Origin of the sequence: Sphingomonas radiodurans (genome assembly GCF_020866845.1) — a bacterium.
Lineage (GTDB): Bacteria > Pseudomonadota > Alphaproteobacteria > Sphingomonadales > Sphingomonadaceae > Sphingomonas > Sphingomonas radiodurans.
Genome location: NZ_CP086594.1, coordinates 3501765 through 3521542 on the forward strand (window position 1 = coordinate 3501765; position 19778 = coordinate 3521542).

The 19778-nt window shown below is 66.5% G+C and carries 21 protein-coding genes; 8 read left to right on the top strand and 13 right to left on the bottom strand.

Annotation, left to right across the window (positions count from 1 at the left end; translation table 11 throughout):
* Positions 1-8 precede the first annotated feature (8 nt).
* Together LLW23_RS16605 and LLW23_RS16610 are read right to left on the bottom strand one after the other, a co-directional pair.
* Positions 9-1049, bottom strand: a complete 1041-nt coding sequence (locus tag LLW23_RS16605; protein ID WP_228946601.1) for a GSCFA domain-containing protein — start codon at positions 1047-1049, stop codon at positions 9-11.
* Positions 1046-1819, bottom strand: coding sequence for an SGNH/GDSL hydrolase family protein (locus tag LLW23_RS16610; RefSeq protein WP_228946602.1), 774 nt, complete (start codon positions 1817-1819; stop codon positions 1046-1048). The genes LLW23_RS16605 and LLW23_RS16610 overlap by 4 nt, the downstream gene beginning before the upstream one ends.
* Before the next feature lie 94 nt (positions 1820-1913).
* Here LLW23_RS16610 and ilvD point away from each other — a divergent pair, with 94 nt between their 5' ends.
* From ilvD to LLW23_RS16630, 4 genes are read left to right on the top strand one after another with little or no spacing between them, the layout of a single operon-like run.
* Positions 1914-3635 (top strand): dihydroxy-acid dehydratase, encoded by a 1722-nt coding sequence (gene ilvD, locus LLW23_RS16615; protein WP_228946604.1) that lies wholly within the window; start codon positions 1914-1916, stop codon positions 3633-3635.
* A 7-nt stretch (positions 3636-3642) separates the two neighbouring features.
* Positions 3643-4008, top strand: coding sequence for a hypothetical protein (locus LLW23_RS16620; protein WP_228946605.1), 366 nt, complete (start codon positions 3643-3645; stop codon positions 4006-4008).
* Positions 4005-5375 (top strand): NAD(P)H-hydrate dehydratase, encoded by a 1371-nt coding sequence (locus LLW23_RS16625; protein ID WP_228946606.1) that lies wholly within the window; start codon positions 4005-4007, stop codon positions 5373-5375. The genes LLW23_RS16620 and LLW23_RS16625 overlap by 4 nt, the downstream gene beginning before the upstream one ends.
* Positions 5376-5386: 11 nt before the next feature.
* Positions 5387-6550, top strand: coding sequence for a class I SAM-dependent RNA methyltransferase (locus tag LLW23_RS16630; RefSeq protein WP_228946607.1), 1164 nt, complete (start codon positions 5387-5389; stop codon positions 6548-6550).
* 7 nt (positions 6551-6557) lie between these two features.
* On the opposite strand, the gene truA is transcribed toward LLW23_RS16630, so the two are convergent.
* The gene (truA, locus tag LLW23_RS16635) at positions 6558-7301 is read right to left on the bottom strand and encodes a tRNA pseudouridine(38-40) synthase TruA (protein WP_228946608.1); all 744 of its coding nucleotides are present in this window, start codon (positions 7299-7301) and stop codon (positions 6558-6560) included.
* On the bottom strand, positions 7298-8200 hold the full coding sequence (fmt, locus tag LLW23_RS16640; RefSeq protein ID WP_228946609.1) for a methionyl-tRNA formyltransferase: 903 nt from the start codon (positions 8198-8200) through the stop codon (positions 7298-7300). The genes truA and fmt overlap by 4 nt, the downstream gene beginning before the upstream one ends.
* A 56-nt stretch (positions 8201-8256) precedes the next feature.
* Between fmt and recR the strand changes: the two genes are divergently transcribed.
* From recR to rmuC, 3 genes are all read left to right on the top strand, one after another.
* Positions 8257-8853: a recombination mediator RecR gene (gene recR, locus LLW23_RS16645; protein WP_228946610.1), complete on the top strand. Its 597-nt coding sequence runs from the start codon at positions 8257-8259 to the stop codon at positions 8851-8853.
* Between the two features lie 31 nt (positions 8854-8884).
* A complete protein-coding gene (gene def / locus LLW23_RS16650) occupies positions 8885-9430 on the top strand; it encodes a peptide deformylase (RefSeq protein WP_228946611.1) in 546 nt (181 codons plus the stop codon).
* A 63-nt stretch (positions 9431-9493) separates the two neighbouring features.
* The gene (gene rmuC / locus LLW23_RS16655; protein ID WP_228946613.1) at positions 9494-10867 is read left to right on the top strand and encodes a DNA recombination protein RmuC; all 1374 of its coding nucleotides are present in this window, start codon (positions 9494-9496) and stop codon (positions 10865-10867) included.
* Positions 10868-10871: 4 nt separating this feature from the next.
* Here the strand turns inward: rmuC and eda are convergent, their stop codons facing one another.
* The 9 genes from eda to LLW23_RS16700 form a co-directional block, all read right to left on the bottom strand.
* Positions 10872-11477, bottom strand: a complete 606-nt coding sequence (gene eda / locus LLW23_RS16660; protein ID WP_228946614.1) for a bifunctional 4-hydroxy-2-oxoglutarate aldolase/2-dehydro-3-deoxy-phosphogluconate aldolase — start codon at positions 11475-11477, stop codon at positions 10872-10874.
* Positions 11474-12442 carry a glucokinase gene (gene glk, locus LLW23_RS16665; protein WP_228946616.1) on the bottom strand — a complete coding sequence of 323 codons (969 nt, stop codon included), beginning with the start codon at positions 12440-12442 and terminating at the stop codon, positions 11474-11476. Before glk ends, eda begins: the two co-directional genes overlap by 4 nt.
* Positions 12443-12558: 116 nt before the next feature.
* Positions 12559-14394 carry a phosphogluconate dehydratase gene (gene edd / locus LLW23_RS16670; RefSeq protein WP_228946617.1) on the bottom strand — a complete coding sequence of 612 codons (1836 nt, stop codon included), beginning with the start codon at positions 14392-14394 and terminating at the stop codon, positions 12559-12561.
* Between the two features lie 129 nt (positions 14395-14523).
* Positions 14524-15231: a 6-phosphogluconolactonase gene (pgl, locus tag LLW23_RS16675; protein WP_228946618.1), complete on the bottom strand. Its 708-nt coding sequence runs from the start codon at positions 15229-15231 to the stop codon at positions 14524-14526.
* Positions 15232-15372: 141 nt separating this feature from the next.
* Positions 15373-16836, bottom strand: coding sequence for a glucose-6-phosphate dehydrogenase (zwf, locus tag LLW23_RS16680; RefSeq protein ID WP_228946620.1), 1464 nt, complete (start codon positions 16834-16836; stop codon positions 15373-15375).
* Positions 16837-16920: 84 nt separating this feature from the next.
* Complete coding sequence (locus tag LLW23_RS16685; protein WP_228946622.1) at positions 16921-17526, bottom strand: hypothetical protein; 606 nt, start codon at positions 17524-17526, stop codon at positions 16921-16923.
* Positions 17527-17595: 69 nt separating this feature from the next.
* Complete coding sequence (argC, locus tag LLW23_RS16690) at positions 17596-18510, bottom strand: N-acetyl-gamma-glutamyl-phosphate reductase (protein WP_228946623.1); 915 nt, start codon at positions 18508-18510, stop codon at positions 17596-17598.
* A complete protein-coding gene (locus LLW23_RS16695) occupies positions 18507-18857 on the bottom strand; it encodes an SH3 domain-containing protein (RefSeq protein WP_228946624.1) in 351 nt (116 codons plus the stop codon). The genes argC and LLW23_RS16695 overlap by 4 nt, the downstream gene beginning before the upstream one ends.
* The gene (locus LLW23_RS16700) at positions 18817-19137 is read right to left on the bottom strand and encodes a MarR family transcriptional regulator (RefSeq protein ID WP_228946626.1); all 321 of its coding nucleotides are present in this window, start codon (positions 19135-19137) and stop codon (positions 18817-18819) included. Before LLW23_RS16700 ends, LLW23_RS16695 begins: the two co-directional genes overlap by 41 nt.
* Before the next feature lie 208 nt (positions 19138-19345).
* Here LLW23_RS16700 and secG point away from each other — a divergent pair, with 208 nt between their 5' ends.
* Positions 19346-19735 (top strand): preprotein translocase subunit SecG, encoded by a 390-nt coding sequence (secG, locus tag LLW23_RS16705; protein WP_228946628.1) that lies wholly within the window; start codon positions 19346-19348, stop codon positions 19733-19735.
* Positions 19736-19778 lie beyond the last annotated feature (43 nt).

The following is a 19778-nucleotide window of genomic DNA, read 5'->3' on the forward strand; positions in this document are numbered from 1 at the left end:
GACGGCGATCAGCCGGCGTCCTGCGCGGCTTCCTCGCACTCATACTCGGCGATCCGCGCGGATAAGGAAGTCGTATCGGGGGCGACCGCAACCGCGGGGCGGATCGCATTGGTGGTCTGGCAGCGCGACAGAAAGGCCTCCATCACCGTGTCCACCGCTGCCTTCGACACGTTTCGGCGGTCGGGCTCGAAAAAGGATTCGGGCGCCGCGGACGAGGTGACGATTTCGTACGCGGGAAAGTAGACGACGTTCGGGTGCCGTGTCGCATGCTCTGCTGCCACCCGCAGCACCGCTTTGCTGTAGGTCGTAGCCGCCACGACGTGGCGATTGGTGGCGGTCGCAACGAGCGGTACGGGCGAGACCGTCAGGATGATCCGCGCATTCGGGTTGATCTCCCGAAACTCTGCGACGAGCGCGTCGAGATCATCGCGCACTTCGTCGATCGTGAAATTGTGGAACGCGTGGCGCTCGGGATCGAACGTCCCCGCGATCGTTCCGGGGCACGCCGGGAACACTGCGCCGTCCGCCTTCGACACCCAGGCTTCGGTCAGCCCGAGCGTGAAGATGAACACGGTGCATTGCTTCAAGGCCACCTTCACCGCGCGCAGGTGCCGGCGGGTTAGCACCGTGAATTCGCGATTGCTCCGCGCGGCGTAGCGTAGCCCAGGCCGAACCGGATCGACGACTTTGCCATCGATGTGCCAGCGATCTTCCTGCGGCGCGAATGTACCGCGCGCACGGCGGACAAGCTGCAGCATCTGGCGTACGGTATAGACATTGCCATATCCGGCGCTGAATTTGTCGTAGCTGTAGTTTTCGGGCGGCAGGTGCGAGAACATCGCATGGCGGCGTTCGGTGTAGAGGTACGTCAGGCCCGCCGCTTCCAAATAAGGGACCAGGTTCGCGGCGAAGCAACTGCCCGCGCTGATCACTTTATCGTCCGGCTTGATCAGCGGTTCGGGCGCGTCGGCAATATCACGCGGCTGGTAATCGCGAGACACGGCGCGTGACCAGAAGTGGCGCGGCGGCAGGCCAGAATACGGGCTCATGCGCTCGCCCGCGGTTTGGTCGTAACGCCAAGCTCCGCCTGACGAAGAACTGCCGCGAGCATCTTACTGCCGTACGCGCGGTTGGCATGAGTCGCGTCGGATGCCCAGAACTCGTCGTGGAGCACCCCTTCGCCTGTGATTAATTGTTGCGGAACGGGCACGAATACCGCGCCCGTTTCACGCGCGATTTCGGCCAGTATTGTTTGGATCAGGCGCCACAGCTTCACGATCAGATTGAGATCGGCCAGCGAGCTGGGTGCGATCGGCACGCCCAGTTTGGTTGCGATATCGTGGAGAACCGACTCGCGGCGGATGTTGGCGCATAGCCGTTCGAGATCGCCTTTGGGCGGGGGCGTACCGATCACGATCGGTGGAAAAGGGGATCGTTTCGCAAGCCGGCCAAGCAACCGTGACAGCGGCGTTAGCGACGTATCCAGGAAGGTGCGGATCATTTCTTCCGGCACGATTTGCGCCGCCCGATTGAGCGGCAGCCGTGGCTCGGCCGAAAGGATGAAGTCGAGCGGGACGGCGGGTCGGAACAGGAAATGGGCATAGTGCTGGTTGCCGGCCCAGATGACTGCTGGCACCCGGTTGCTCGCACTCTCAACGAAGAGATCCCAATAGGCCGCGTCACGGTTGCCGACGATCGCTACTACGTCCGCGGTTGAGTGCTTGATCGGGACCAGGCCCGGCTTTTCGCCAGCCGGCCAGCCGGGCACGCCAAGCGCGTGGACGTGCGAATGACCGGCAAGTACGACCTTCGCCTTCATCGCCACTTGCCTCCCTCCTTGGCCTATGCTGGCACTCCTGTCGCTGCAAGAGCACGCTTGCACCGCGAGCCGCGCAGATTTAGCGACCTCTGCCATGACCCATCAGTTCGATAAGGCGCGGCTGCCGAGCCGCCATGTGTCGGTCGGCCCCGAGCGCGCCCCGCACCGCAGCTATTATTATGCGATGGGGCTGACCGAGGAAGAGATCGCTCGGCCGTTCGTCGGGCTCGCGAGCGCTGGAAACGACAGCGCGCCGTGCAACACCACGCTCGACGCGCAGGCGGATGCCGCGCGGCGCGGGGTGGAGCAGGGTGGCGGGATGCCGCGGCGGTTCAACACGATCACCGTGACGGACGGGATCGCAATGGGCCATCAGGGGATGAAGGCCAGCCTCGTCAGCCGCGAGGTTATCGCCGATTCGGTCGAGCTTTCGGTGCGCGGGCATTGCTATGACGCGCTCGTCGGCTTCGCGGGGTGCGACAAGTCATTGCCGGGCATGATGATGGCGATGCTGCGGCTGAACGTGCCGTCGATCTTCGTCTATGGTGGATCGATTCTGCCGGGCCGTTTCCAGGATCGTGACGTGACGGTCGTCGACGTGTTCGAGGTCGTCGGGCGCTATGCCGCCGGCACCTGCCCGATCGAGGAAGTCCATGCGCTCGAGAAGGTCGCGTGCCCCGGCCACGGTGCATGCGGCGGGCAATACACCGCCAATACGATGGCATGCGTTGGCGAGGCGATCGGATTGTCGTTGCCGAACAGCAACATGGTCCCCGCACCTTACACGACGCGTGAACAGATCGCGGTCGCGGCCGGCGCTCAGGTGATGGAGTTGCTCGCGCAAAACATTCGGCCGCGCGACGTTTGCACGCGTGAGGCATTCGAAAATGCCGCGCGGATCGTCGCGGCCACCGGTGGCTCGACCAACGGGGCGTTGCATTTGCCGGCGATGGCGCACGAGGCTGGGATCGAGTTCGACCTGTTCGACGTCGCCGAGATCTTCAAGACCACGCCCTATTGCGCCGATCTGAAGCCGGGCGGGCAATATGTCGCCAAGGACATGTATGAGGCGGGCGGCGCCTATATGCTGATGAAGTCGCTGCTGGCCGAGGGACTGCTGCATGGCAATTGCATGACGGTGACAGGCAAGACGCTTGGCGAAAACCTCGACGAAGTGACGTGGAACCCCGACCAGAAGGTGATCTACGACGCCAAGACCCCGATCACGCCGACTGGTGGCGTCGTCGGGTTGCGCGGATCGCTGGCGCCCGATGGGGCGATCGTGAAGGTCGCCGGGATGCACCGGCTGCAGTTCGAAGGGCCGGCGCGGTGCTTCGACTGCGAGGAAGAGGCGTTCGCTGCGGTCGAACAGCGGCTGATCCGCGAGGGCGAAGTCATCGTCATCCGCTACGAAGGCCCCAAGGGCGGCCCGGGGATGCGCGAGATGCTGTCCACCACCGCGGCGTTGTACGGGCTCGGCATGGGCGAGAAGGTCGCGCTGATCACCGACGGGCGCTTCTCGGGAGCTACGCGTGGGTTCTGTATCGGCCATGTCGGCCCCGAGGCGGCGGACGGCGGCCCGATCGCGTTGGTCGAGGACGGCGACACAATCCGCATCGATGCCGAGGCGGGATCGATCGACCTGCTCGTCGCGGACGATGTGCTCGCCGCGCGAAAGGCGGCGTGGCAACCGCGCGTGTCCGATTATGGGTCGGGCGCGTTGTGGCGCTATGCGCGCAATGTCGGGCCGGCGTACAAGGGTGCGGTCACCCATCCGGGAGCTGCAGCCGAAACCCATGTATACGCGGATATCTAGCGCGATCTTGCTGAGCATCTCAGCCGCCTGCAGCCCGGCCAAGACCGATACGCAAGTGCTCGCCCAGGTCGAGGCGAACCAGGCCGTCGAGGCTGCCGATGATGGGCGCGTGCAATGTGCGCCGGGCGGCGCGGAGAAATTCGCGCGTGTGTGCGAGATCGAGCGCGCGGAAACGGAGCGCGGCGTGGTCCTGACTTTGCGTCACCCCGACGGCGGTTTCCGTCGGATGCTGGTGACAAGCGATGGTCGCGGCGTGGTTGCGGCCGATGGTGCGGAGCCGGCGGCGGTGACACTGGTCGGGACCGACGAGATCGAGGTTGCGATCGGCGACGATCATTATCGGCTGCCCGCGACGCTCAAGGCAAAGAAATGATCCCGCTCGCGGGCCTCCCGATCCTGACTGCGCAGGAGATGCGCGCCGCCGAGACGCGCGCGATCACCGCCGGCACGAATGTCGACGCGCTGATGGCGCGTGCCGGCGAGGCGGTGGCCGAGCAGGTGCGCCGGCTCGCCGCCGGTGCCGAGGCGCTGGTAGTGTGCGGTCCCGGCAACAATGGCGGCGACGGTTATGTTGCGGCGGCTGCGCTGCGGCGCGCGGGACATGCGGTTCGCGTCGCGGCGTCTGGCGAAGCACGAACCGCCGTCGCCGCCGCTGCGCGCGCGCGGTGGGACGGCCCGGTCGAGACCCTCGATGCGCACGAAGCGCCGGTGGTTGTCGATGCGTTGTTCGGGATCGGCCTTACCCGTGCACTCGAAGACGATGTGGGCGGCGCGGTCCGGCGGCTGGTGCGTGCGGCGCGGCTATCGGTCGCGGTCGATGTGCCGAGCGGCGTGTCGAGTGACGACGGAGCTTGCCTCGGCGACGTGCCGCGCTTCGACCTGACGCTGGCGCTCGGCGCGGCGAAGCCGGCGCATGTTCTGCAGCCTGCAGCTTCCTTGTGCGGGATGGTGCGCGTGCTCGACATCGGCATCGCAATCGATGGCGCGGTGCGTGTCGCCGAACCGCCGAGGCTCACCGGACCAGGGCCGGCAGCACACAAATATTCGCGCGGCCTCGTGGCGGTGGTTGCTGGGTCGATGCCCGGGGCCAGCGCGCTGAGCGCGACGGCCGCGGCGCAGGGCGGGGCGGGCTATGTTCTGCTGCTCGGTAGCGCGACCGATCGACTACCGCATGCGATCGTGCGGCGACGCCTCGATGCTGCGGCGCTGGCCGATCCGCGACTTGGCGCCGTGGTGATCGGCCCGGGGCTCGGGCGCGACGATAAGGCGCGCGAACGGCGGGATATGGCGCTGTCATGCGGCCGACCGCTGGTGATCGATGGCGATGCGCTGCATTTGCTCGTGGGCCACGCAATCCCTCCCCGTTCGATCCTGACCCCGCACGCCGGTGAGTTCGCCGCGCTGTTCGGCGGTTGCGGCGGGAGCAAGATCGCGCGTGCGCTTGCCGCCGCGCAGGCCTCTGGCGCGATCGTCGTGTTCAAGGGCGCCGATACCGTCATCGCCGCGCCGGACGGCCGGGCGATCGTTCACCCCCATGGCTCTGCCTGGCTTGCGACGGCGGGGACGGGGGACGTACTCGCCGGGATCATTGCGGCGCAACGCGCGGGCGGCGCGGATCCGTTCGAGGCGGCCGCAACCGGCGTGTGGTTGCACGCCGAAGCGGCACGGCGCGCTGGACCTGCCTTTCTCGCTGACAACCTTGCCGCGCATCTGCCCGGCGCAATCGGTGCTTGCCTGTGAACGATCCGGACATGATCACACGCCTCGCGGCGCGCGGCGACGGGATCACGGAGGATGGCCGCACCGTCGCCTTCGCCGCACCGGGTGACATACTGCGAGCCGATGGCTCGATCGAGCGCGGAACGCACTACCAAGTGCCGCCGTGCCGCCATTTCCCCGAATGCGGTGGCTGCCAGCTTCAGCACCTCGACGACGTCGCGTGGAGCGGCTTCATCGTCGACCGGATTGCCGGCGCGTTGACGGCGCATGGCCTGTCCACCGAGATCCGCACGCCCGCGTTGTCACCGCCGCGCACCCGCCGCCGGGCGACGCTGCACGCCGAGTCGTCCGGGCGGATCGGGTTCGCGGTCGAGAAGAGCCACGCGATCGTCGACATGACCGAATGCCATGTGCTGGCGCCCGAATTGTTCGCGCTCGTCGCGCCGCTGCGCCGGCTGATCCACGTGCTGCGGCCGCGGCGGCGGCTCGACCTGCACCTGACGCTCGCCGATCAGGGCGTCGACTTGCTGGTCAACGGCATCATGCCCGACGGCCTCGCCGCCGCCGAGGCCATCACCGCCTTCGCCGAGGAGAATGGCCTCGCGCGTATCGCCTTCGACGAAGGCTATGGCCCCGAAGTGCGCTGGGAGCCCGAGGCGGTCACCATCACGCTCGGCGGCGTGCCCGTGCCGCTGCCGCCAGCCTCGTTCCTGCAGGCGACGCGCGAGGGTGAGGCGGCGCTGGTTTCGGCGGTGCGCGAAGTGGTCGGCGATGCGACGATCGTGGCGGATCTGTTTGCTGGGCTCGGCACCTTTGCGCTCGCGCTGCCGGGGCGCGTTTATGCTGCGGAGGGTGGCCGCGAGCCGGTCTCCGCGCTCAAGGCCGCCGCTCAGCGATCGCAGCGGCTGGTGTTCACCGAGCACCGCGACTTGTTCCGCCGTCCGCTCGCCCCGCCCGAGCTGGATCGCTTCGGCGCGATTGTTATCGATCCGCCGCGCGCCGGCGCCCGCGAACAGGCGCAGGCGCTGGCGGGAGCGAAGGTGCCGATGCTAGCCTATGTCTCGTGCAATCCCAGCAGCTTCGCGCGCGATGTGAAGACGATGTGTGACAGCGGATGGCGGCTCGACTGGATTCAGCCGGTCGGGCAATTCCGCTGGTCGACCCATGTCGAGCTGACGGCGCAATTGAGCCGATAGCGCCGCGTTAGTCGGGGTATGTCGCACTCATGAAGTAGAGCCCGTCCGGCGGCGCATTCAGCCCCAGCCGCGTGCGATCTGCCGCCTCCAGCGCATCACGCATATCCGCAGTCGACCACCGCCCCATGCCAACCAGCGCGAGACACCCCACCATCGATCGCACCTGATGGTGGAGGAACGAGCGCGCCGCCGCGACCACGGTCAGCCGATCGCCATCGCGTGACACATCGAGCCGATCGATCGATTTGATTGGACTTGCCGCCTGGCAATGCGCGGAGCGAAAGGTGGTGAAGTCATGCCGCCCCACCAGCAACTGCGCCGCCGCGTGCATCGCATCCTCGCCGAGCGGTTGCGGCACTTGCCATACCAGCCCCTTTTCCCACGTCGCCGGGGCACGGCGATTGACGATGCGATATTCGTACGACCGCCCGAGGCACGAGAAGCGCGCGTGCCAGTCGTCCGGCACGATCTCGCACGCGAGGATCGCGACCGGCGCCGGCCGTAACCGCGCGTTGAGCGCCTCGCCTAGGCGGAACGGCGCAATGTCCTTCGCCAGATCGAGGTGCGCGCGCATTGCGACGCCGTGGACGCCCGCATCGGTGCGCCCCGCCGCGTGGACCGCGACGCGCTCGCCCGTCACGGCGAAGGCGGCGTCCTCGATCGCCTGCTGGACAGTTGCGCCGTGATCCTGTCGCTGCCAGCCCATGAACGGCCGACCATCATATTCGACCGTCAGCGCAAATCGCGTCACAGCCGCGTGCCGGGCGGTATCGAGAAGCCTCGCAACAGCTCGTCGACGGTCATGACACCGCGCCCGGCACGCTGCACCAGAGTAGGTCGGATCGCGCCGGTGCCACACACGATTGTGAGTTGGTCGTCGAGCACGTCGCCCGCCTCGGCAGTCGCCGCAACCACATCCGCTGCCAACACCCGAACTCGTTCGCCATTCGCCTCGAACCAAGCACCCGGCGGATGAAACGCGCGCACTTGCCGTTCGACCGCCGCAGCGTCCTTCGCGAAACCCAGCTTCAGCTCCTCCTTCGCGATCTTTGCCGCATAGGTCACGCCGTGCTCGATCTGAGCCACTGGGGGATACGCCGCGAGATCGCTGACCACCGTCACCATCAGCCGCGCGCCCAAGGCCGCCAGCTCTGCTGTGAGTTCTCCCGCGGTCTTTCCCGCGATCGGCGTCCGACCCTCGAGCCGCACCGGGCCCGTGTCGAGCCCGGCCTCCATCTGCATGATCCCGACCCCGGTTTCGGCATCGCCGGCCTCGATCGCCCGCTGGATCGGCGCCGCACCTCGCCATCGCGGCAACAGCGAGCCGTGAATGTTGAGGCAGCCTTGACGCGGCGCATCGAGGATCGCGCGCGGCAGGATCAGGCCATACGCCGCCACCACCGCCACATCGGCATCGAGCCCGGCAAACGCCGCTTGCTCGTCCGCCCGCTTCAACGAAACCGGCGTACGTACCGCAATCCCGAGCGCCTCTGCCCGTTGTTGCACCGGCGACGGCACGAGCGCGCGCCCACGCCGCCCGCCGGGGCGCGGCGGCTGGCTGTACGCCGCAAGGATGTCGTGCCCCGCTTCGATCAGCGCGTCGAGCGCCGGCACCGCGAACTCGGGTGTTCCCATGAAAACGATCCGCATGGCGCGCGCTTCAACGCGCTGGCGCCGGTCCGCGCAACCCCCTATCTGTTCTCCCGATGGCATCGCAGGAAATCGAGGCGCTGACGGGCGCGCTGGCGCGTTTGCCTGGCCTCGGGCCCCGATCGGCGCGACGCGCAGTGCTCCATTTGGTCAAGAAGCGTGAAGGTGCGCTTGTGCCGCTGCTCGCTGCACTGCAGGCGGTCGAGGCGCGGCTCGCGACATGCTCGACATGTGGGAATGTAGACACCACCGATCCATGCGCCATTTGCGCCGATCAGCGCCGCGATGCCCGCGCCTTATGCGTTGTCGAGGAAGTAGCTGACTTGTGGGCGCTTGATCGTTCGCGACTGTTCCCCGGACGCTTCCACGTTCTCGGCGGGCGGCTGTCGGCGCTCGAAGGCGTTCGACCGGAAGATCTGTCGATTGACCAGCTCGTGCGCCGCGTCGAGGCGGGCGGGGTGGACGAAGTGGTGCTTGCGATGAACGCCACGCTCGAGGGGCAGACGACCGCGCACTATATCGCCGAGCGGCTCGAACGCTTCCCGATCCGCCTGACCCAACTAGCGCATGGGCTGCCAGTCGGCGGCGAGCTCGACTATCTCGACGAGGGCACGCTGGCGCAGGCGTTGCGGGCGCGCCGACCCGTCGCTTGATTCGCCGGGCCTGCGCGAATATCTCGCGGCCATGTCCGTTCTTCCAATCGTCGAAATTCCCGATCCCCGCCTCCGGCTCGTCTGCGCGCCGGTCGAAACCATCGACGCGCAGGTGCGTCAGCTCGTCACTGACATGACCGATACGATGTATGCCGCGCACGGCATCGGGCTCGCCGCGATCCAGGTCGGCGTGGCGCAGCGCGTCGTGGTGATCGACCTCCAGGAGCGGGCGGACGAGGGCGAGGAAGCCGATGAAAAGGCGGAGCCGGTCCGCAACCCGCGCGCGTTCATCAACCCCGAGATCCTGTCGGTCTCCGAGGAAACCTCGCGCTACAGCGAGGGCTGCCTCTCGATCCCCGAGCAATATGCCGATGTCGAGCGCCCGATGCGCTGCCGTGTCACTTGGCTGGACGTCGACGGCGCGCGGCACGAGGAGGACATGGACGGGCTCCTGTCGACGTGCATGCAGCATGAGATCGACCATCTGAACGGCGTGCTCTTCATCGATCACATCACGCGGCTGAAGCGCGACATGCTGCTGAAGAAGCTGGCAAAGGCACGCAAGAGCGCCGCCTGAACACTGCTTGCCTCGCCCGGAGGGTGGGGCTAAGTTCGTGCTTCGTTCTTCACCGGGGGAAGCGTGGATCCGATCGTCCTTCTGTTCGTCATCGTGGCGTTGCTCATTGGCCTGGCTGTAGGCTGGTGGATTGCGAACCGCGGCGTCGCGACGCTGCGCGCCGAGCGCGACGCGCGCACCGATGAATTCAAGAAGGCGATCGTCGATCTCGCCGGCGCCGAGGAGCGCGCCAAGGCGGCGGACGCGTTGCGCACCGAACTGGCGACGATCCGCAACGATCGCGACGCCAGTCGCGCTGTTATTGCGCGGCTCGAGGCAGAAGCGCGCGGCTTCGACGCACGGCTGACCGAGCTGCGAGAGGCGAAGGAAGCGCTAACCGCGCAATTCGGCGAGGTCGGGCAGAAACTGCTCGCCGATGCACAGGATCGCTTCCTCCAGCGGGCCAATGAGCGTTTCCGCGAATCGGAAGAAACGGCAGGGCAGAACCTGCGCGCGATGCTTCAGCCGGTCAGCGATCGGCTGCAGCGCTATGAAGAAGGCGTTCACAAGATCGAGGCCGAGCGGCGCGACGCATTCGGCGAGCTGCGCGGGCAGATGGAGCAGATGCGCGTCGGCCAAGAATCGGTCCGCAGCGAGGCGGCGAAGCTGGTCAATGCGCTGCGTAATGCGCCCAAGGCGCGCGGCCGCTGGGGCGAGCAGCAGTTGCGCAATGTGCTGGAAAGCTGCGGGCTATCGGAGCACGCCGATTTCGCCACTGAAGTGTCGGTGACCGATGCCAATGGCGCGCGGTTCCGGCCCGATGTGATCGTCAAGATACCCGGCGGCAAGTCGCTGATCATTGACGCAAAGGTGTCGCTCAATGCCTATCAGGACGCCTTCAATTCGATCGACGAAGTCGAACGAGCCGCCGGGTTGACCGCTCACGCTGCTTCGATGCGTGCACATGTAACTGGACTTGGTACGAAAGCGTATCAAAACCAGTTCAAAGACACCCCCGAATATGTCGTGATGTTCGTGCCGGGGGAGCATTTCCTGTCCGCGGCACTCGAGTACGATCCGACCTTGTGGGACTATGCTTTCGAGCGAAACGTCCTGCTCGCGACCCCAACGAACCTGATCGCCATTGCGCGCACGGTTGCTGCGATTTGGCGGCAGGAAGTGATGCAGAAAGAGGCGCGCGAGATCGCGCAGCTCGGCAAGGATCTTTATGCGCGGCTCGCGGTGATGGGCGGGCATGTCGCGAAGCTCGGCAAGAACCTCGATACGGCAATGACGGCGTACAACCAGTTCGTCGGCAGCCTTGAATCGCAGGTGCTCACGCAGGCGCGGCGATTCGAGACGCTCAAGATCGATACCGCGGGCAAGAGCATCGAGGCACCGCCAGTGATTGAGCAGAGTGCTCGCCCCCTGGCGAAGCTGATCGAGGCGGCGGAGTAGGGTCTTATCTCCGCAACCCTGCCGCCGCGCGCGCTTTCGCCTCGATCTCCGCAGATGTTCCACTCGTCACCCAGCTTCCGCCGACGCACAACACCGGATCGAAACCGAGCCACTCGGGGGCGCTTGCCTCGGTGATCCCGCCCGTCGGGCAGAAGTGGCACTGGTAGAACGGCGCGGCGAGCGCCTTGAGCGCCTTCAGCCCGCCCGAGGTTTCCGCCGGAAAGAACTTGAAGTGCGTGAGGCCCAGATCGAGCCCGCGCATGATGTCGCCGGCAGTCGCGATGCCGGGCAAATAAGGCACACCACTGGCGATGATCGGCTCGGCGAGCCGTTCGGTGAGGCCGGGCGAAACGACGAACTCGGCGCCGGCCTCTTTCACCTGTTCGAACTGTTTGAGCGACACGACAGTGCCGGCGCCGACGATCGCGCCAGGCACTTGCTTCATCTCGCGAATCGCATCGAGCGCGGCGGGGGTGCGCAGCGTCACTTCGAGCACGCGCAGTCCGCCGGCGACGAGCGCCTCGGCCAATGGCCGCGCGGTCGCGGCGTTGTCGATCACGAGCACAGGGATCACCGCGCTCGTCCGCATGATGTCACAGATGTCGTTCATGCCGTATGCTCCTGCGCGAAGGCAGCCGCGGCGCCAAACAGGCCCGGCTGCGGATGGGCGATGAGCTTGACCGGGATTCCGGCCATCATCGACTGGAAACGCCCCTTGGCAACAAAACGCTGGTCGAAACCCGAGCGGATCAACTTGTCCTTGATCCGTAGTCCAAGCCCACCGGCGATCACGACGCCGTTTGCGCCATGCGCCAGCGCCAGATCGCCCGCGACCGCGCCGAGCGCGAGGCAGAAGCGATCGAGCGCCGCGAGCGCGATCGAATCGGTCCCATCCAGCGCTTCGCTCCAGATCGCCTTGTCGTCACGGCTAGGGACCGAGCGGCCCTCCATCTCGGCGAGCGTCTCGTAAATCGCGACGATCCCCGGCCCGGCGCAGATCCGCTCGGTGGAAACGCGGGTGAAGGTGCGACGCAAACGCTTGAGTAGAGCATCCTCGATCGCGTCGAGCGGCGCGTAATCGACATGGCCGCCTTCGGTGGGCAGCACGTGATAGCTGCCGTTGGTCTTGAACACCTGCGCCACGCCGAGCCCAGTGCCCGGGCCGCAGACGGTCGTCACGCCCTTTGCGGGGATCGGAATCTCGGGTCCGCACAGGTGATCGAAATCTTCGGGTGGCAGCTGCGCCACTGCATGGCCGATCGCGCCGAAATCGTTGATGATCGTCCAGGTGTCCGCGCCGAGGCGCTCGGGGATGAGCGAGGGCCGGATCACCCAGGGGTTGTTGGTCAAGCGGATGACATCGCCGGTGATCGGCGAGGCGACCGCGATTGCGGCGCTCGTCGGCACCGGGCGATCAAGCTTCTTCTCGAACGCCTGCCATGCGGTCTGCAAGCTGGCGTGTTCGGCGGTCTTGAGCGTGACCGGCTCGCCAAGGGAGACAACGCGGCCGGCCTTGACTTCGGCAATGGCGAAGCGTGCGTGTGTGCCGCCGATATCGACTGAAACTACTTCCACCAACTAAACTCCCTCTCCCCTTCAGGGGAGAGGGCAGGGGAGAGGGGCAGGGTGCCACGCTCTCGTACTGCCCCTCTCCCAACCCTCTCCCCTGAAGGGGAGAGGGCTTTTTGATCCTACAGGCCGGCGCCCGCTAACACCGCCGATGCACCCTTCTCCGCTTCGTCGGAGAGCCCGCGGAACATGCCGAACAATTCGCGCCCGAACCCGTCGGCGGCGGGCGGGGCAGGGGCGGGGACTCGCGCCGCCCACTCCGCCGGATCGACCAGCGCCTCGAGCGTACCCGCGATCGCATCGACGCGGATCAGGTCACCGTCGCGGATCAGGCCGATCGCGCCGCCGACGCCGTTCAGTCCCGGCAGTGCCTCGGGCGAGACGTGGATCGCCGCCGGCACCTTGCCCGACGCCCCCGACATCCGCCCGTCGGTGACCAGCGCGACGCGATAGCCCTTGTTCTGCAGCACGCCGAGCGGCGGAGTCAGCTTGTGCAATTCGGGCATGCCATTGGCGCGCGGCCCCTGGAAGCGCACGACGACGACGACATCGCGATCGAGGTCGCCGCGTTGGAAGGCAGCGAGCACGCCGGCTTGGTCCTCAAAGACCGCGGCGGGTGCCTCGACCATCCAGTGACTCGGATCGACGGCGGAAATCTTGATGCACGCGCGGCCGATATTACCCGCCAAGATGCGCATGCCGCCGTCGGCGGAGAAGGGATCGGCCGGCGTGCGCAGGATCGTGTCGTCGCCACTCGGCCCCGGATCGCGCCACGCGAGCGCATCACCGTCGAGCACTGGCTTGCTCGCAGATGTGGCCAGCGTCTCGCTGCCGGCGGTGAGGATATCGCTGTGGAGGTGGCCGCTGGCGATTAGTTCGCGGATTACGAAAGCCATGCCGCCCGCAGCCTCGAAGCCGTTCACATCGGCTGCGCCATTGGGATAGACTCGCGCGATCAGCGGCACGGCGCGCGATAGGCGATCGAGATCCTCCCAATCGATTACGATTCCGGCGGCGCGCGCGATTGCCGGCAAGTGCAGCAGATGGTTGGTCGACCCGCCCGTAGCAAGCAGACCGACCGCGGCGTTCACGATCGCGCGCTCGTCAACGCAATGGCCGATCGGGCGATAATTCTCGCCGCGCCAGCCGAGCTGCGCAACGCGATGCACCGCAGCACGCGTGAGGGCTTGGCGCAGCTTCGTGCCGGGATTGACGAAGGCGGCATTGGGGATGTGCAGCCCCATCACTTCCATCATCATCTGGTTGGTGTTGGCGGTGCCAAAGAAGGTGCAGGTGCCCTGCGTGTGATACGCTGCGATTTCGCTGTCGAGCAGCTCCTCGCGTTCGGCCTCGCCTGTTGCATAGCGCTCGCGGACGGTGGCCTTGGCCTTGTTCGAAATGCCCGTCGGCATCGGCCCGCCTGGCACCATCAGCATCGGCAGATGGCCGAAGCGCAGCGCGCCCATCAGCAAACCGGGCACGATTTTGTCGCAAATGCCGAGCAGCAGCGCGCCCTCGAACGTGCCGTGGCTGAGCGCGATGGCGGTGGAAAGCGCGATGGTATCGCGGCTGAACAGCGACAGCTCCATGCCGGCATAGCCCTGCGTGACACCATCGCACATCGCCGGCACGCCGCCAGCGACCTGCGCCGTCGCGCCGATTTCGCGCGCCCAGACCTTCATTTGTTCGGGGTAGCGATAATAGACGGCGTGTGCCGACAACATGTCGTTGTAGGCGGTGACGATGCCGATGTTCATGCCCTGGCCGGCCTTCATCGCGTCGCGATCTTCCTCGGTGCCAGCATAAGCGTGCGCGAGATTGGCGCAGCCTAGCGACGAGCGACCGATCCACTGGTCGCGCTCACGCGTGAGCAGGTCGAGGTAGCGCGCGCGGCCGTCACGCGAACGCGCGATGATGCGATCGGTGACGGCGGAGACGGTGGGGTTAAGGTGCGGCATTCGATCTCTCATTCCCCTCCCGCTTGCGGGAGGGGGTAGGGGAGGGTTTGTCTATTCTACGCGTGGTTCTGCCTCTGGGACAGGCCCTCCCCCCAGGCCCTCCCGCGAAGCGGGAGGGGAGCAAGCAGGTCATTCCGCCCAGTGAATGTCCACCGGCAGCTCCGCATCCGCCAACACCCGCCCGATCGGATACGGCGATCCGGCGCCCTCGGAGATCGCCTCTTCGATTACCTTGCGCTTGCCCGCCCCGGTCACCGCGATCATCAGCGCTTTCGCCGAGATGATCCCGGCACGCGACAGCGTCACGCGCGCCACCGGCGCTTCGGCCGGGAGCGGCTCCGGCATCACCCCGACCGCGCGGCGTTCGCGCGGACCGTTCAGCGCCTCGTCGTAATCAGGGCCCGGGAAGATCGAGGCGGTATGCCCGTCAGCACCTACGCCGAGCAGGCACAGGTCGAGAGGCCAGTGCAGATCCTGCATCAACGCATCGGCCGAGCGGCCCGCGGCCTTATAGTCGGCCGTCGCCTGCGGCACGATCGGCATCACGCGAGCGCCCTTGGGGAGGAATGCCTTGGCGATCATCGTGACATTGCTGAGCGGATCGCCCAGCGGCACGATCCGTTCGTCGGTCGGCACGATCGTAACGCGTTTCCAGTCGAGCTTTGCGGTGGCAAGCTTCTGGTAGATCGGGATCGGCGTCTTGCCGCCCGACAGCGCGATCACCGCACCGCCGCGCGCCTCGATCGCGCTCTCGATAATGAACTGCACATCGCCCGCGACCGCCGCTGCCATCTCGGCTGCGTCGTCATATTCCCACCACTCGATTTCGTCGCTCATTCTACTTCCTTTCTCCCTCTCCCCTTCAGGGGAGAGGGTCGGGGAGAGGGGCAGCTCGGCACGGAATCGCTCGAAACTGCCCCTCTCCCGACCTCGCTACGCTCGGCCACCCTCTCCCCTGAAGGGGCGAGGGCAACCTGTTCAGTCGTCCTGCCAGCTTACGCCATCACGCTCGGTGAGCGCGATCGAGGCGGCTGGGCCCCAGGTGCCCGCAGTATAATGTTTGGGCTTCAGATCGTTTGCTTTCCAACCCTCGCGGATCGCATCGATCCACGTCCATTGCGCCTCCACCTCGTCTCGGCGCACGAACAGGGTCTGGTCGCCCTCGATCAGGTCGAGCAGCAAGCGCTCGTAGGCGATGCGGCGCCGCTTGCCGGCAAATTCGGCGTCGAGGCTCAGGTTCAGCGGCACTTCGCGCAGGCGGATGCCGTCTCGATCGAGGCCGGGCTCCTTCGCCATCACGAGCAGTTGGATATATTCCTCGGGCTGCAGCCGGATGACGAGCATGTTGGGCTGCAGCAGCCCGCCGCGACCCTGGAACATCGAATGCGGCACCGGCTTGAATTGGATCGCGATCTCGCTGCGCCGCGTCGGCATGCGCTTGCCGGTGCGCAGGTAGAAAGGCACGCCCTGCCAGCGCCAATTATCGATATGCGCCTTGATCGCGACGAACGTCTCGGTGTTCGAATCCTTGCCGAGCTCCTCGTCGTAGCCCCTGACGATCTCACCCTTGATCGCGCCGCCCATGTATTGACCAATCACGCTGCCCTGGCGAACGTCCTCGGGCTTCATCTGCCGCAGCGAGCGGAACACCTTGGCCTTTTCGTCGCGGATTTCTGTGACGCCGTAGCGCGCCGGCGGCTCCATTGCGATCAGCGCGACGAGCTGCAGCATGTGATTCGCCACCATGTCGCGCAGCGCCCCGGCGCCGTCGTAGTAGCTCGCGCGATCCTCCAGCCCGACTGTCTCGCTGATCGTGATCTGGACGTTGTCGATCCCTTGCGCATTCCACACCGGCTCGAAGAACGAATTGCCGAAGCGCAGCGCGAGGATGTTCTGCACCGTCTCCTTGCCGAGATAGTGATCGATGCGGAAAATCCGCTCCTCGGGAAAGGCCTTGGCGACGGTGTCGTTGATTTCGCGGCTGGAGGCGAGGTCGTAGCCGAGCGGCTTTTCGAGCCCGATCCGGACGGTGTCGCCGGCCAGCCCCGCCTTCACCAGCCCGCCGATCACCTGTTCGAACAGCGACGGCGCGGTCGAGAGGAAGATCGCGAGCCCGCCCGCCACGTCGCCGACTTTGTCGGACAGCAGATGGTATTGCTCGAGGTCGGTCGCATCGAGCGCCTGATACTGGAGCCGCGCGAGAAAACTCTCGATCGTGGCGTCGTCCTTGCGGTCCTTCGGCAGATATTCCTCGAGCGCTTCGCGCGCGAAGGCGCGGTAGCTCGCGTCGTCATGCTCGGAGCGCGCCGTGCCGGTGATCGTCAGCGTCTCGGGCAGCAAATGATCGGCGTCGAGGCCGTAGAGCGACGGCAGCAGCATCCGCTGCGCCAGATCGCCCGTCGCACCGAACAGCAGCAGCTTTCCGACCGGTGTGCGCTTCATGATGGCTCCCGCAAGCGTGTTGGCGGCGCCCGCCTAGACCAAGCGCGGGCCGCCTGCCACCCGAATACGGCGCGGTGCGGCCGATCAGCGAAGCGCAGGCGCGGGCAGCGGATTGCGCTGCGGTTCGATCTTGTCGAACACGAGTGGGCCGCACTGCTGGTTGTGGTCGATTGCCAGGTTGGTGATCGTGGTAACCGTCTCGTACATTTCGTACGTGCCCACCGCCAGCGCGCCGCCTCCCATCGCCACCATGCCGATCCCTGCGCCGGGCAACGTACCGGCCGGCCCCGCCACGACCGATCCGGTAATCCCGCCGGACACCGCCCCAACCTTGAGACCCGCAAGCGTCGCAGCATAGGTCGCCGCGCCGATCATGCCGAGCTTGGCCGCGTTTACCGCCATCTCGGCCTTCAATGCTGAACAATAAAGCTGCTGGCTCTTGGTCAGCTTGCTCATGTTCGCGCCGTTGGTCAGCAAGTGCATGCCGACCTCGCTGACGCTGACGCTTCGCTCCGTCGCGATGCCTGCCACGAACGTCAGCGATTCGCAGAGCAGCCCCTTCACGCCCTGCTTTTCCTGCTCGGTGAGCTTGGTCGCGCCGGTCATTTTCGCCGAGGCGCCGTCGCACGCGCTCTCAACCATTTTCACGAACCCGACCTTTACCGCCTTCGTCACCGGATTATCTGCCATGTGCATTGCTCCCCGCCTCGCAGAGGTCAGCGTAGAGTGCGGGCAGGGCGCGCGCGTCCCCCGTTCGGGTTAGATCGTCAGCCCGGTCAGCGGGTCTGCGCCCGCCATCAGGTTCAGGCTCTGCACCGCCGCGCCTGCCGCGCCCTTGCCGAGATTGTCGAGCGTCGCGATCAGGCGGAACTGCGCGGCCGTCGGATCGGCGAAGACGTGGAGCGTCATGCGATCGGTGCCGGCATCATCCTCGACCCGGATCAGCGACGGGTCGCCATGCGACACGCGGATCAGCGGCGTCTCCGGGAAGGCGCCAGCGAGGACGGCGCGAATATCGCTCGCGCTAGTGTCGCGGGTCAGTTGTGCCGCGTGCAGCGGCACCTCGATCACCATGCCGCGATGCGTGTTCGCCACCGCCGGCAGGAAGATCGGCGCCGTCGTTAGCCCGGCATGGCGCGTCATTTCCGGGACATGCTTGTGCGCAAGCTCAAGCGCATACGCACGGTGTGCGGACCCGTCGCCCGCCTCGAATTCAGCGATCATGCTCTTGCCGCCGCCCGAATAGCCCGATGTGCCATGCACGACGAGCGCAGCGTCGGCCGGCAACAGGCCGGCGCGAACGAGCGGCGTGACGAGCGCGAGGAAGCCGGTCGGGTAGCAGCCGGGGTTCGATACCCGGGACGCCGCGGCGACGTCGAAGCCAAGCTCGGGAAAGCCATAGGTCCAGCCATCGGCGACGCGATGTGCGCTCGACGCATCGATCACGCGGGTGCGCGGATTGTCGATCAGCGCCACCGCCTCGATCGCCGCAGCGTCGGGCAGGCAAAGGATCACCACGTCAGCTTCGTTCAGCGCGGCTTGCCGGGCGGCGGGGTCCTTGCGCCGATCATCGGCCAGGGTAACGAGCACAAGATCGTCGCGCCCGGCGAGCCGCTCGCGGATTTCGAGACCTGTCGTGCCTGCCGCGCCGTCTATGAAGATGCGCGTGCTCATGTCGCTGGTCCCAGCGCAGCAGCATCCAGATAGCCGACACGGCCGCTGCCGGGCGCGACGCCCCATGCCGTCTCGCCGGTGAGATCGAGCAATTCAAACGGCTCGCCCGTGACCAAGCTCACAAGCTCCGCCGAATCAACCGCGCGCGTCGCTCGCAGCGAAGTATCCGCGATCACCCGGCGCAATAGCGGCGCTGCATAGTGCGGAGCGAACACATGTTCGGCGAGGCGAACGTCGGCAATATCACCGCGGACCGCGTCGCGTGTCGGATCGAGCACGCGTGACCGTCCGGTCAGCGCGAATGACTTACGCGCTGGCTCGGCGGGGTTCCGGCTCTTCGCCGTCACCAATGAACTGCCCGAACTCCTCAAGAAAACCTGCCCCTTCGGTCGTGCGCGCGACAAAGATATTGCGCTTGTCGCTGTCGTCGCGCTGGCGGCGCAGATAGCCGAGCGCGCCGAGCCTGTTCAAGGCGCGAGTGACGACCGGCTTCGAGACGTTGAGAATACGCGCCAAGCCACGCACCGTGTGCGGCCCCGGTTTGAGGTACACGACCAGCAGCAGCGCCATCTGGCGGTTCGTCAGGTCAGGTTCGCCCGACCGAACATAGTCGACGAGCGTGTTCATCCAGGAACTGAGTTCGGGTTGCACGAAACTTGCCACGATGTGTCATCCGAATTCGACAGCCGGGGTCTTCCGACCGATCGCGTAATGAACGTCCCCCGACGCCGCTGGTTTCAGACGTGTTACGAAATCGACGAGCGGTTGATCGTATGACGGTCGGCGCCTATGTGCCCGCATCCGCTCGCGCGGCCAGCTTCAGCTCGGGATTGCCATGTTCACCTTCCTTCTCGTCGTCCAGGCGATCATCGCCGCGTCCCTCGTGACGGTGATCCTGATGCAGCGCTCGGAAGGTGGCGGGCTCACCAGCGGCGGCAGCCCGTCGGGCCTGATGTCGGCGCGCGGCGCGGCCGACTTTCTGACCCGCGCGACCTCGGTGTTGGCGACGCTGTTCGTGGTCCTATCGATCGTTCTTGCGGTTCTTGCGGCGACTCGCGGTGGCACCAGCGTCGATACTTCGCTTGAGCGCTCGGCGCCCGTCGTACCGCCGGCGCCCGCACCGCAAGCCGAAGGCGCGCCGTTCGAGGGCGCGCAGGATGCGGCTGCTGCTGCTGCGGCTAACGTAATCGCCCCCGCCGACAACGGCGTTCCGCTCGCCCGCTGATCCCCCCGGTTCGCCGGTTAAGTAACGTCCGCGTCCACGTGGG